Annotated in this window: 11 protein-coding genes; 3 read left to right on the top strand and 8 right to left on the bottom strand. The window is 59.3% G+C overall.

Annotated elements, in window-relative coordinates; all coding sequences use genetic code 11:
- Positions 1–238: 238 nt before the first annotated feature.
- Positions 239–874, bottom strand: coding sequence for a TetR/AcrR family transcriptional regulator (locus ACP7EE_RS18795; RefSeq protein ID WP_426235806.1), 636 nt, complete (start codon positions 872–874; stop codon positions 239–241).
- A gap of 94 nt (positions 875–968) precedes the next feature.
- Here ACP7EE_RS18795 and ACP7EE_RS18790 point away from each other — a divergent pair, with 94 nt between their 5' ends.
- Both ACP7EE_RS18790 and ACP7EE_RS18785 read left to right on the top strand, forming a co-directional pair.
- Complete coding sequence (locus ACP7EE_RS18790; protein ID WP_426235804.1) at positions 969–2,069, top strand: efflux RND transporter periplasmic adaptor subunit; 1,101 nt, start codon at positions 969–971, stop codon at positions 2,067–2,069.
- A gap of 6 nt (positions 2,070–2,075) precedes the next feature.
- Positions 2,076–5,144, top strand: a complete 3,069-nt coding sequence (locus ACP7EE_RS18785) for an efflux RND transporter permease subunit (RefSeq protein WP_426235802.1) — start codon at positions 2,076–2,078, stop codon at positions 5,142–5,144.
- Between the two features lie 723 nt (positions 5,145–5,867).
- On the opposite strand, the gene ACP7EE_RS18780 is transcribed toward ACP7EE_RS18785, so the two are convergent.
- The 4 genes from ACP7EE_RS18780 to plsB all read right to left on the bottom strand — a co-directional run bounded on the left by ACP7EE_RS18780 (position 5,868) and on the right by plsB (position 10,080).
- Positions 5,868–6,545, bottom strand: a complete 678-nt coding sequence (locus ACP7EE_RS18780; RefSeq protein ID WP_426206220.1) for a DUF4197 domain-containing protein — start codon at positions 6,543–6,545, stop codon at positions 5,868–5,870.
- Positions 6,546–6,579: 34 nt separating this feature from the next.
- Complete coding sequence (locus tag ACP7EE_RS18775) at positions 6,580–6,978, bottom strand: YbaY family lipoprotein (protein WP_426206145.1); 399 nt, start codon at positions 6,976–6,978, stop codon at positions 6,580–6,582.
- A gap of 149 nt (positions 6,979–7,127) precedes the next feature.
- Entirely contained in the window at positions 7,128–7,472 is a 345-nt protein-coding gene (locus ACP7EE_RS18770) for a hypothetical protein (protein WP_420648349.1), read from the bottom strand.
- A 118-nt stretch (positions 7,473–7,590) separates the two neighbouring features.
- Positions 7,591–10,080, bottom strand: coding sequence for a glycerol-3-phosphate 1-O-acyltransferase PlsB (plsB, locus tag ACP7EE_RS18765; protein ID WP_426235800.1), 2,490 nt, complete (start codon positions 10,078–10,080; stop codon positions 7,591–7,593).
- A 235-nt stretch (positions 10,081–10,315) separates the two neighbouring features.
- On the opposite strand from plsB, the gene ACP7EE_RS18760 reads away from it, so the two are divergent.
- Positions 10,316–10,525 (top strand): cold-shock protein, encoded by a 210-nt coding sequence (locus tag ACP7EE_RS18760; RefSeq protein ID WP_426206147.1) that lies wholly within the window; start codon positions 10,316–10,318, stop codon positions 10,523–10,525.
- A 134-nt stretch (positions 10,526–10,659) separates the two neighbouring features.
- Here ACP7EE_RS18760 and ACP7EE_RS18755 read toward each other — a convergent pair whose 3' ends face one another.
- From ACP7EE_RS18755 to dapE, 3 genes are all read right to left on the bottom strand, one after another.
- The gene (locus ACP7EE_RS18755) at positions 10,660–11,037 is read right to left on the bottom strand and encodes a hypothetical protein (RefSeq protein WP_426206148.1); all 378 of its coding nucleotides are present in this window, start codon (positions 11,035–11,037) and stop codon (positions 10,660–10,662) included.
- Between the two features lie 75 nt (positions 11,038–11,112).
- The gene (locus tag ACP7EE_RS18750) at positions 11,113–11,922 is read right to left on the bottom strand and encodes a putative RNA methyltransferase (protein WP_426235797.1); all 810 of its coding nucleotides are present in this window, start codon (positions 11,920–11,922) and stop codon (positions 11,113–11,115) included.
- Positions 11,922–13,073, bottom strand: coding sequence for a succinyl-diaminopimelate desuccinylase (dapE, locus tag ACP7EE_RS18745; RefSeq protein WP_426235795.1), 1,152 nt, complete (start codon positions 13,071–13,073; stop codon positions 11,922–11,924). Before dapE ends, ACP7EE_RS18750 begins: the two co-directional genes overlap by 1 nt.
- Positions 13,074–13,125: the final 52 nt, after the last annotated feature.

The raw sequence follows: 13,125 nt of genomic DNA, 5'->3' as shown, positions 1-13,125 counted from the left end.
ACTGTGTCCCATGACTAACTCGTCGTATCGTTTTATCAGGCGGGCATCTAGCCCAGTCATTTGATATCCATGCCGTCCCTTTATAGACCAGGATCGGGAGATGTGTAGATACCAATGCCTATCGCTGGCAAGCCAGCTCCCACAGGGATTTGCAGTGTGTTCAAAAATTGTGTGCACACCACTAAAACCTGTGGGAGCTGGCTTGCCAGCGATGGCATCAACCCTGACACCAAAGAACTCAGGGTCGATACGCGCGCATAAACAACTCAACCACTTCCTGCACATGACTCTGCGCCGCCTCGGCATCCAGTGGCTCACCGCAGCCATACAACAATCTGAAATTCCCCGCCCCTTTGATCAGGCAGAAGAAATGCTCAGCCGCATTGCGCGGTTTGTCGATGCTCAACACGCCAGTCTCGTGAACCTTCGTCAGCAGACGCGACATTCCGTCCACCATGCGCTGCGGACCCGCTTCGAAGAAGATCAGCGACAGCTTCGGATCCTGACTGCCAAGCGCCATGATCAAGCGATGCAGATTCACCGATTCATCACTGTTGATCAGCTGATGAAAGCCCCGGGCAATGTTCAGCAACACCTTTTCCACGGCGATACCTTCCGGCAGCTCGAAGAACAGCGGCGGTAATTGCTCCTCGCATTTGGCCATTACAGCCGCGGAGAACAGCGTCTCCTTGTCGTTGAAATGGCTGTAGACCGTCAGCTTGGACACGCCGGCTTCCGCGGCCACCGCGTCCATGCTGGTGTTGGCATAGCCATTACTCAGAAAAAGAATTTTCGCCGCCTCAAGGATCGCCTGACGTTTTGCCAGATCCTTGGGACGGCCCGGGCCGTTTGAATTGGAAAGATTGTTCGACATTCTTCGCTTTTAATACTGGACTGGTGAGTTTGCTATTAATAACATACCGGCCAGTATAATTATTCCAAGCACCATTAGCGAAAGGTCCGTCACCATGTTCCGCCATGCGTTGTCCTTTGCGTTGCCAGTCAGTCTGGCGTTGTTGTTATCGGCGTGTGGCAAGGAAGAGGTGACGCCAGTCGCCGTGCGACCGGCCATGGTGGTGCAGCCAGAGCCTTCAGCGCAGGCGATGGAGAGTTATCCCGGCGAGGTACGCGCCCGCTTCGAGCCGGATCTGGCGTTCCGCATCGGCGGCAAAGTCAGCCGACGACTGGTCGAAGAAGGCCAGCGGGTGAAGGCCGATCAACCTCTGGCCGAACTCGACCCGCAAGATGTACGCCTGCAACTCGAAGCCACCCGCGCCCAGGTCAGTGCCGCTGAGGCCAATCTGAATCTGGTACGCGCCGAACGCGATCGCTACAAGACACTGATGGATCGGCAAATGGTCAGCCGCTCGGCCTACGACAATGCCGAGAACCTCTACCGCTCCGGCGAAGCGCGTCTTAAACAGATCAAAGCCGAATTCAACGTCTCGACCAATCAGGCCAGCTACGCGGTGCTGCGCGCGCCGCAGGACGGCGTGGTCGCCAAGCGTTCGGTGGAAGTCGGGCAAGTGGTCGCTGCCGGGCAAACGGTGTTTACCCTCGCCACCGATGGCGAGCGCGAGGTGTTGATCAGCCTGCCGGAACAGAGTTTCGGCCGCTTCAAGGTCGGCCAACCAGTTTCGGTTGAGTTATGGACGCAGCCGAACCAGCGCTTCGCCGGGCAGATCCGTGAACTGTCGCCGGCTGCTGACCCGAAATCGCGCACCTTCGCCGCACGCATTTCCTTCACCGCCGGCAAAGTCCCGGCCGAACTCGGTCAGAGCGCTCGGGTGTTTGTGCAGACGGCCGGGGTCATCCCTTTGTCAGTGCCGCTCTCGGCGCTGACCGCCGAAAACGGCGCGACCTACGTCTGGGTTGTGAACGCCAATAACACTCTGAAGAAAACCCCGGTGCGCGTTGGCGCGTTTGGCGAAAAAACCGTTCCGGTGCTTGAAGGCCTGAATGCCAGCGATTGGGTGGTCGCCGCCGGCGTGCATGTGCTGCTCGACGGGCAACAGGTACGCCCGGTGGATCGCTCCAACCGCGTAGTCAATCTGGCGGACAAGGAGTAGGTTCCGATGGATTTCAATCTTTCCGCCTGGGCGCTGCGCAATCGCCAGATCGTACTGTTTCTGATGCTTTTGCTGGCGATCGTCGGCGCCTTGTCCTACACCAAACTCGGCCAGAGTGAAGACCCGCCGTTCACCTTCAAGGCCATGGTGATTCAGACCCGTTGGCCGGGTGCCACGGCGGAGGAAGTCTCGCGCCAGGTCACCGAGCGTATCGAAAAGAAGCTGATGGAAACCGGCGAGTACGAGCGCATCGTGTCGTTCTCGCGCCCCGGCGAATCGCAAGTCACGTTCATTGCCCGAGACTCGATGCATTCGGTGGAAATCCCCGATCTCTGGTATCAGGTACGCAAGAAGGTCGGCGACATTCGCCAGACCCTGCCACCGGGGATTCAGGGGCCGTTCTTCAACGATGAGTTCGGCACCACCTTCGGCAATATCTATGCGCTGACCGGCGACGGCTTCGACTACGCGGTGCTCAAGGATTATGCCGACCGCATCCAGATCCAGCTGCAACGGGTCAAGGACGTGGGCAAGGTCGAGTTGCTCGGACTGCAGGACGAGAAAATCTGGGTCGAACTGTCCAACGTCAAACTCGCTACCCTCGGCTTGCCGCTCGCAGCCGTGCAGCAGGCACTTGAAGAGCAGAACGCGGTGTCCACCGCAGGATTTTTCGAAACCGGTAGCGAGCGCTTGCAGCTACGGGTCTCGGGGAATTTTCAGACAGTAGATGAGATAAAAAACTTCCCGATCCGCGTCGGTGATCGTACGTTCCGTATCTCCGATGTCGCCGACGTGCGGCGTGGTTTCAACGATCCACCGGCGCCGCGCATGCGCTTTATGGCTGAAGACGCGATTGGTCTGGCGGTGGCGATGAAGGGGGGCGGCGACATTCTGGTGCTGGGCAAGGCGCTGGAAATCGAGTTCGACCGCATCCAGAAAAACCTGCCGGCCGGCATGCAGTTGCGCAAGGTTTCCGACCAGCCGGCAGCGGTGAAAACCGGGGTCGGCGAGTTCGTTCAGGTGTTGGTCGAAGCGCTGGCGATTGTGTTGCTGGTGAGCTTCTTCTCCCTCGGCGTGCGCACCGGCATGGTGGTGGCGTTGACCATTCCGTTGGTGTTGGCGATGACCTTCGCCTGCATGTACTACTTCAACATCGGCCTGCACAAAATCTCGCTCGGCGCGTTGGTGCTGGCGCTGGGGTTGCTGGTGGACGATGCGATCATCGCTGTGGAAATGATGGCGATCAAAATGGAGCAGGGCTTCGACCGGATCAAAGCCGCAAGCTACGCCTGGACCAGCACCGCGTTCCCGATGCTCACCGGTACGCTGATCACTGCTGCCGGGTTCCTGCCGATTGCTACCGCGCAGTCCGGCACCGGCGAATACACCCGCTCGATCTTCCAGGTAGTGACCATCGCCTTGCTCGCCTCGTGGGTGGCGGCGGTGGTGTTTGTGCCTTATCTGGGGGAAAAACTCCTGCCGGATCTGGCGAAAATTCACGCAGCCAAACACGGCACGTCTGACGGACAGACTGACCCTTATGGCACGCCGTTCTACCAGCGGGTGCGGCGTCTGGTCGGTTGGTGCGTGCGTCGGCGTAAAACCGTGATCGTGCTGACGGTGCTGCTGTTTATCGGCTCGGTGGCGTTGTTCCGGTTTGTGCCGCAGCAGTTCTTCCCGGCTTCCGGACGGCTGGAGTTGATGGTCGATCTGAAGCTTGCCGAAGGCGCGTCGCTGAGCAACACCGCTGGCGAAGTCAAACGCCTCGAAGCGCTGCTCAAGGATCACGCCGGTATCGACAATTACGTGGCTTACGTTGGCACCGGTTCCCCGCGTTTCTACCTGCCGCTGGATCAGCAATTACCGGCGGCGAGCTTCGCGCAGTTTGTGGTGTTGGCCAAGACCATCGAGGAGCGCGAGACTCTGCGCACCTGGCTGATCGACACGCTCAACGAACAATTCCCGGCGCTGCGCTCGCGGGTCACGCGGCTGGAGAACGGCCCGCCGGTTGGTTATCCGGTGCAGTTCCGCGTGACTGGCGAACACATCGAAGAGGTCCGCGCGCTGGCACGCAGAGTCGCGGCCAAGGTTCGCGAGAATCCGCATGTGGTCAACATGCATCTGGACTGGGAAGAGCCGAGCAAGGTCGTATACCTGAACGTCGATCAGGATCGCGCCCGCGCCTTGGGTGTGAGTACCGCCAATCTGGCGAAATTCTTGCAGAGTTCGCTGACTGGTTCCAGCGTCAGCCAGTACCGCGAAGACAACGAATTGATCGAGATCCTGCTGCGCGGCACCGTGCATGAGCGTACTGCATTGTCGTTGCTGCCGAGTCTGGCGGTGCCGACCGATAACGGCCGCAGCGTAGCGTTGTCGCAGATTGCCACGTTGGAATATGGCTTTGAGGAAGGCATCATCTGGCACCGTAATCGCCTGCCGACTGTGACCGTGCGTGCGGACATTTATGGCAAGGAGCAGCCAGCGTCATTGGTGAAACAGATCATGCCGACGCTTGATCCGATCCGTGCTGAATTGCCCGACGGTTATTTGCTCGATGTTGGTGGCACCGTGGAAGATTCCGAGCGTGGGCAGAAGTCGGTCAACGCCGGTGTGCCGATGTTTATCGTGGTGGTGCTGACGTTGTTGATGGTGCAACTGCGCAGTTTTTCGCGGACGGCGATGGTGTTTCTGACAGCGCCGCTGGGGCTGATCGGGGTCACGCTGTTTTTGCTGGTGTTCCGCCAGCCGTTCGGGTTTGTGGCGATGCTCGGGACGATTGCGCTGTCGGGGATGATCATGCGTAATTCGGTGATTCTGGTGGATCAGATCGAGCAGGATATTGCGGCTGGGCTGAAGCCTTGGGATGCGATTATCGAGGCGACCGTGCGGCGGTTTCGGCCGATTGTTTTGACTGCGCTGGCGGCGGTTTTGGCGATGATTCCTTTGTCTCGTAGCGTTTTCTTTGGGCCGATGGCGGTGGCGATCATGGGGGGGTTGATTGTGGCTACGGCTTTGACGCTTTTGTTTTTGCCGGCGTTGTATGCGGGGTGGTTTCGGGTGCGTAAGGATTCTTGATCTTTTAAGGCGTGGCGGCCTTTGGGCCGACCAGGCTCTTGGGGTTTTGGGTTTATATCCGTTGCTTCGGGTTTTGCGGCTGGCGGTTTCGCTTTTACAGCGACTCCCTTTGGCAAACGCCCCAAAGGAAGCAAAGGTCTGGGCCCCGGCGTTCGGCCCCTCGCTGGGGCTCGGGGTTCCTTCGCTCCGGAATTCATCCGGGGGCATCGCCTCCGGTTTGCTGCGCTGCACCTCCTCTCGATGTGTTCGACTGCGTCGAACGGCGCTGCGCGCCAGCCCCGGATGAATCCCTCCACTCAGCCTGCCGAAGGGGCCGGTACGTCAAAAGCGGTACTCGAGCTAACGCTCATTGTGTTGAGTGGGGCGGCTGCGCCGCTGTTGGGAGTTGGTGGTGGGTTATCTGATCTGGATTTTGTGTTGGACTCGCCCCTCACCCCAGCCCTCTCCCGAGGGAGAGGGAGCCGACCGAGATGTCTCCGGACTTACATCGACCTGAATTTGTGTATCGATTATGGATTCACAAGAGCTCTTTCAGGTCGGCGTATTTCCCAAGCATCTCACGGTCGATCCCCTCTACCTCTGGGAGAGGGCTAGGGTGAGGGCCGGGTGGTCAGGGGGAGAACAACGATCTCCCCAAGCACCTGATCCATAGCAATGGATCTACAAATACAAAAAAGCCCGCTGAACCTCTAAGGTCAGCGGGCTTTTCATCAAACGGTGAAATTAAAGCGTCCCAAACACCTTCTTCGCCAGACTCGTGGCCGCAGCAGCCGGGTTCTGGCGGATGGTTTCTTCTTGCTTGCCGATCATCTCGAACAAGCCGTTCAACGCTTGTTCAGTCACGTAGCTCTCAATGTTGGCGCTCTTCGCGTCGACCACGCCCAACGTTGCAGCCTGGCCGGCGAACGAGTTGTACTTTTGCGCCACGCCAACTTTGTCGGTCGCCTGTTTGACGATCGGCATGAACTTGGCGCGGATCTGTTCACGGCTGGATTTGTCGAGGTATTGGGTGGCCGAATCCTTGCCGCCGCTGAGGATGCCTTTGGCGTCGGCCACGCTCATTTTCTTCACGGCGTCGACGAGGATTGGCTGGGCCTGGGTCACGGCGTTTTCTGCCGCTTTGTTCATGGCGGTTTCCAGTTCATCGACCTGGGCGCCCATGCCGAAGGCTTTCATCTTGCTCGCGACTTTGCCGAGTTTGCCCGGCAGTTCGATTTTGACTTCCGGGTTGTTGCTGAAGCCGCCCGGAGTGCCGAGCTGTTTGACGGCCAATTGCGCGCCTTGGGTCAGGGCGTCTTTGAGGCCGCCGGTGGCGTCTTGTTGCGACAGGTCATTGAGCGACAGGGCCAGAGCGCTGGCGGAGATCATCAGGCCGGCGCACAGGGCGGAGAAGCGAAGGATGGGGCGGAGCATGGCAGCTTCCTTGTTCGAAAAATTAGCGGGCGGCGTCGACGCGGATTTTCAGCGGCTGCGGATCGTTGCCGTCGAGTTGTACGGCGTGATGCTCGGTGGTGATGAACATCAGTTCGCCGTTGACTTCGATGCGTGCGCTGACCGAGTAACGGTGCCCGGGTTTGACCTGGGCCGGATCGTAGCTCAAGTGGAACGGCAGCGGCACCTGGCCTTTGACCGGGCCTTTCTGTTCGTCGAGTACCACGGCAGGCGCGTCGGCCAGTGAGACGTCTTGCAGGCTCACGCTCAGGGTCGCGCTCGGCGGCAAAGCGATGCGTTGCAGGTAGAACACTTCGCCTTCGAGGCTGACTTTGCCGGCTGGTGAAGTTGATTGGCAGGCGCTGAGCAGGGTGGCCGCGGCCAGTAGAGTAATTCTTTTCATGCATTGAATCCTTGTCATCGGCGCCTGAAGAAGGCCAGCGCCAATGACAATCTAGCGGATTTCACCAGCAATTTCGTCTGCGAATTTTTAGCCCGTGCCTGCTGAGGGGGACCCAGTCGGTCAAAGCCAATCGCGTGGCTGGACTGGACTCAAATAATCAGAACCGGTTCCAGATAAAGATCCTCGTGGTGCCGACTACCGTAATTGAAGTCGACTTTGATGATGGTTTTTGCACTGGCAAGAAGTTCGCCCTGCTCGATAAACACCTCGGCAACAATCTGGTATTGGTGTTGTGAAGCTTCGCCGGGCGCTTGCTCGATCAAAAATTCAAACTCCCACCAATCATGAACAAGTGAGTTTTGCGAGTTGGTTTTTACCAGTTCGTACTCGGCAGAGTTAACGAGTTTGTAAAGGCTGGTGCTTGTTTTGAAACTCTTGCTAACTACGTAAGGCGTGTTGCTGAAAAGAACTTTCCCTGAGATATATTTGTTCATGTTGATCTCCTTTTATATGGGCCTGTTGTCAGGCCCGGAGATACTAGCGTTGTTTGAAAGTGTGTTCGCCGCAGAAATACATCCGTTTATTTCTGCGTGGAGAACTTTCGTGTAGTTGTTAACTTGGGGCTGTCTCTGCGGCCTGTTCGTTTCCATGTAACGCTACTTGGCGGATCGACAAACGTATATCCGCCGGCAACACGCGTTTCGCCGCGCCTTCAGCCAGTTCACCGAGCAGTTCGTGATAACTCAACTTGCCCGCTTCGTCGCGACGCAGTACGCCCAGATCGAGCATGGTCTGGATGAAGTGGCGGAACAGGCTCTTGTCGAAGAACTCCGGTGCGTTCAGACCATGCAGGATCGACAGGCGCTGGGCCATGACTGTGCACAGGTCTTCCAGTTCTTCGGCGCTGATGCTGTTCTGGCCGCTGTTGAGCAGCAGGGAAACGGTCATGTAGAAGCGTTGCAGCGTCTGCGCGATGCTCTTCGACAATAGGGTCAGCAGCACGAAGTGCCGTGAGCTCGGCGCCGGGCGCAGGTACACGTCTTTTTCGAAACGCAGCAGGCCTTGTTCGACAAATGCTTCCAGCCACTGATCGACCACGGCGTCGAGTTCTTCGGTTTTCCAGCGAATGAACAGTTCCGATTGCAGGTACGGATACAGCGCGTGGGTGTAGCGCAGGATCTGTTCGCGGCTCATGCGCGAGGTGCTCTGGAAGAAGCTCGCCAGCAGCGAAGGCAGCGCAAATATATGCAGCACGTTGTTGCGGTAGTAGGTCATCAGAACGGCGTTCTGCTCATCCAGATAGAGGATTTTGCCCAGCGCGTCATTCTGCTCGGCGAGCAAGTCCATGTCCTTCACATGCTCGATCAGTGCACGGCCATCGCCTTCCGGCAAGGTGGTGTGTGGCGAGTACGGGACTTTGCGCAGCAGTGCCAGGTACAGATCCAGCACTCGCGCCATAGCTCGATCATCCAGCGCCAGGCGCGTGGTCGACAGTAGTGCCAGTGCTACGAGATTGACCGGGTTGATGGCCGCCGCTTCGTTCAGATGCTGCGCGACTTTCTCGCCCAAACGGTTGGTGGTCTCATTCAGCCACGCCGGTTTGAACTGCGGGCCGTGTTCCTGTTGACGCCAGTCGGGCTGCTCGCTGTCGAGGAATTCTGCAAGTTTGATCGGCTCGCCGAAGTTCACCGCTACTTGCCCGAAGCGTTGTTTGAGCGCGCCGATGACTTTGAAGATGTCGAAGATCGATTCTTTCTTCTTGCTCGCGCCGCGCAGTTCGCCGAGGTAGGTACGACCCTCGAGAACACGTTCGTAACCGATGTACACCGGCACAAATACGATCGGCATCCGCGATGAACGCAGGAAGCTGCGCAGGGTGATGGCGAGCATCCCGGTTTTCGGTTGCAGCATACGCCCGGTGCGCGAGCGGCCGCCCTCGACGAAGTATTCGACGGGGAAACCTTTGGTGAACAGCGTGTGCAGGTATTCGTTGAACACCGAGGTGTACAGCGGATTGCCCTTGAACGTGCGGCGCATGAAGAACGCGCCGCCCCGGCGCAGCAGGCTGCCGATCACCGGCATGTTCAGGTTGATCCCGGCGGCGATGTGCGGCGGGGTCAGGCCGTTGCGAAACAGCAGATACGACAGCAGTAAGTAGTCGATGTGGCTGCGATGGCACGGTACGTAGATCACTTCGTGACCCTGAGCGACCTTCTGCACGCCTTCGATATGGTTGACCTTGACCCCGTCGTAGATCTTGTTCCAGAACCAGCTCAGCACCACTTCGAGAAAACGGATCGCGGTGTAGGTGTAGTCCGAGGCGATCTCGTTGCCGTAGCGCAAGGCTTGAGCCTTGGCTTTTTCCGGGGAGATGTTTTCGCGCTCGGCCTCGTCAAGAATCGCTTGCTTGACCAGCGGCTGGTTGAGCAGGCCCTTGACCAGATTCCGGCGGTGGGAAATGTCCGGGCCGATCACCGCAGCTTTGAGGTTGCGAAAGTGCACGCGCAGGATGCGCTGGGCCATACGCACGGTGCGTTCGTGGCCTTTGTTGTGTTCGATCAGCTCGCGCAGATGAATCGGCGCGGAGAATTGCACGCGGGTTTTGCGCCCGAGAATCATGATGCTCAACAGGCGACGCAGACGCCCGGTGACCGCCCAGCTGTCGGCGAACAACAGTTTCCACGGGCTCGATTCGCTATCCGGCGACTGGCCCCAGAACACGCTGACCGGAATGATCTGCGCGTCTTCGGCAGCATTCTGGCTCAGGGCGCTGACGAGGCGGGTCAGCGCCGGCGGTGCGCCGCGTTTGTCCTGGCGTCCGAGCCAGTCCGGCTCCGGCGTCAGGTAAAAGAACGCCGCCGGTTCCATCAAATTACCCACCGACACCGGCAGCACCGGCCGTGGCAATCCGGCCTTGGTGCACTCGGTATCGAGCACCGCCAGATCGGTCAGCGATGGATTTTGCAGGACGTAGAACACCGGACGGCTGCGGTCGAGGTTGAGGGTGAACGACGACTGGTTGATCGTCTCCGAGCGAACCCAGAGGTACAACAGTCGGCGCAAGGTGCCGAACACAAGACGACGGAACGGGGAGCGGGTCATACGGCTTCTGCGTGAGTGGATAAAACCGAGCGTTTGCTCGGGCGGTCGATAGTGTGCCGGATTAGCGGAAAATCGGCAAAAAAGCCGCGAATCAAACTCCTGTTGAGAGTTTTCGCGCCTGTCATATACTCGGCGCTCTGTCGCCGGGGCCCTTTATGGACGTCGGATGCAGGCTGACGTTCCTGAGGCTTTCCTGCGAAAAGCCCGACCAATAATAAAAAAGGAGTATGAACAGATGGCAACACGTGAAACCGGCAACGTGAAGTGGTTCAACGACGCCAAGGGCTACGGCTTCATTCAGCGCGAGGACGGGGTGGACGTGTTCGTGCATTACCGCGCCATTCGTGGCGAAGGCCATCGCTCGCTGACGGAAGGTCAGCAGGTGGAATATGCGCTGGTCACCGGTGACAAGGGTTTGCAGGCTGAGGATGTTGTAGGGTTGTAAGCGCAGACCTGTGGATCACACATAAACACTGTGGGAGCGGGTTTGCCCGCGAAGACGGCGGCACATCCAGCATCGATGTGACTGATCTACCGCCATCGCGGGCAAGCCCGCTCCCACAGGTTTTGTGTAGATTCTTACGCAGTTTTCCAGGTGATTTCTTCTTCACCGTCTTCGCTGATACGCATCCAGCGATCTGCCGTCTCTTCACCTTCTTCCTCGACCCACGTGCCCGGCGCGCAGCGCACTTCAACGTTCAGCGCAGCAAACGCGGCGCGGGCGCAGGCGATGTCGTCATCCCATGGCGTCTGGTCGCTTTCCAGGAACAGGCTGTTCCACTTGCCCACGGCTTTCGGCAGCCAGGTCACCGGGACGTTGCCGGCCTTGCACTTGTAGGTCTGGCCTCTCTGTACCCAGTCGGTGCACGGGCCCAGTGCTGCGCCGAGCCAGGCCGCAATGGCCTTGTGGTCGACGTCGGCGTCTTTCAGGTAAATCTCGATGTCCGGTTGGCGCATGGATGTCCTCACTGCGGGTCTGAAAAATCCATTCGCGGATTTAGCCGGCCCCGGGCATTGGCCCGAGACCAAAAGTTATTGAAGAACGAAATAATCGTAGCGCATCGAGACCGTGGTCTCGAACGGCTCGGCCTGCTCGATCACTGCCGCGCGACGTTCGGCACTCGCGCGCCAGCCGTGCGGGGTCATGGCCAACAGGTTGGCGCGATCCTGAGGTTTATCCAGCGTCAGCTTGAACTCCAGGGTTTCACTGTGCGCCAGCGTCATGCCTTGTGGCACCAGAGCCAGGTGCTTGTCGTCGGTGTACTCGCGCACTTCGTCGTACAGGCGTTCGCGCAGTTCCATCAGGTGGCCGCTGGTCGGGCCGACTTTCATCAGGCCGCCGCCGACGCTGAGCAAGCGCTTGGCTTCCTCCCAATCCAGCGGACTGAAAACACTCGCCAGAAACTGGCAACTGCCGGACGCCAACGGCACGCGGGCCATGCTGGCGATCAACCACGTCAGGGCCGGATTACGTTTGCACGCGCGCTTGACCGCTTCGCGCGAAATGTCCAAAGCGTAGCCATCGGCATTCGGCAGCGCCTCGGCGATTTGCGCAGTGTAATAACCCTCGCCACAGCCAATGTCGAGCCAGCGTTGCGGCGTATAACTCGCGGCCAACTCGGCCAGGCGCTTGGCCACCGGCGCGTAATGGCCGGCATTCAAGAAGTCGCGGCGTGCTTCGACCATCGCCTGATTGTCGCCAGGATCGCGGCTGTTCTTGTGCTGCACCGGCAGCAGATTCAGGTAACCCTGACGCGCACGGTCGAAGCGATGCCCGGCGGGGCAGGCCACGCCGTTGTCCACCGCGCTCAGCGGCTCACTGCAAATCGGGCACGCGAGCATCAGGCGAGCAACTTGATCATTGTCTGGTAGTAGATTTCGGTCAGCACGTCGAGATCGGCTGCCAGCACGCGCTCGTTGACCTGGTGAATGGTCGCGTTGACCGGCCCCAGCTCAACCACCTGCGTACCCATGGTTGCGATGAAGCGCCCGTCGGAAGTGCCGCCGCTGGTGGACGCCTTGGTCTCGCGACCGGTGATGTCCTTGATGCTCGATGCCACGGCATCGAGCAACGCGCCCGGCTCGGTGAGGAATGGCAGACCGGACAATGCCCAGTCGATATGCCAGTCCAGACCATGCTTGTCGAGGATATCGGCAACGCGCTTTTGCAGGCCTTCGACGGTGGATTCGGTGGAGAAACGGAAGTTGAACACCGCCACCAGATCACCCGGAATCACGTTGGTCGCGCCGGTGCCGGAATTGACATTGGAAATCTGGAAACTGGTCGGCGGGAAGAAATCGTTGCCGTGATCCCAATGCTCGGCGGCCAGCTCAGACAGCGCCGGGGCCGCGAGGTGGATCGGGTTTTTTGCCAGATGCGGGTAGGCGACGTGGCCCTGAATGCCTTTGACGGTGAGCTTGGCGCCCAGCGAACCGCGACGGCCGTTTTTCACTACGTCACCAACCAGCGTGGTGCTCGACGGTTCGCCGACGATGCACCAGTCCAGACGCTCGTTGCGCGCGGCGAGGCGTTCGACCACAGCCTTGGTGCCGTGATGCGCCGGGCCTTCTTCGTCGCTGGTGATCAGGAACGCGACCTTGCCCTTGTGGTTCGGGTAGTCGGCGACAAAACGCTCAGCGGCCACGGTCATCGACGCCAGGCTGCCTTTCATGTCCGCCGCGCCACGGCCGCAAAGCATGCCGTGTTCATCGATCAACGCGTTGAACGGGTCGATCTGCCACGCGGTGACCGGGCCGGTGGGCACCACGTCGGTGTGGCCGGCGAAGCACAGCACCGGGCCGTCGTTATTGCCGTGAGTGGCCCAGAAGTTATCCACATCCTCGATGCGCATTGGTTCGAGGGTAAAACCGGCATCGCCCAGGCGCTGCATCATCTGCTTCTGGCAATCGGCGTCGACCGGCGTCACGGACGGACGGCGGATCAGGTCGATGGCGAGTTGAAGGGTCGGCGAAAGGTCGGCGTGGGCCGTCATGGAAAACTCCGAAAGCTGGGGGCAAGGCGCGCAAAATGGCGGTTATCTTAAA

Source organism: Pseudomonas sp. TWP3-2, from assembly GCF_049897765.1.
Taxonomy (GTDB): domain Bacteria; phylum Pseudomonadota; class Gammaproteobacteria; order Pseudomonadales; family Pseudomonadaceae; genus Aquipseudomonas.
The sequence above is the reverse complement of the archived record's forward strand: the minus strand, read 5'-3'. Positions and strand labels throughout refer to the sequence as shown.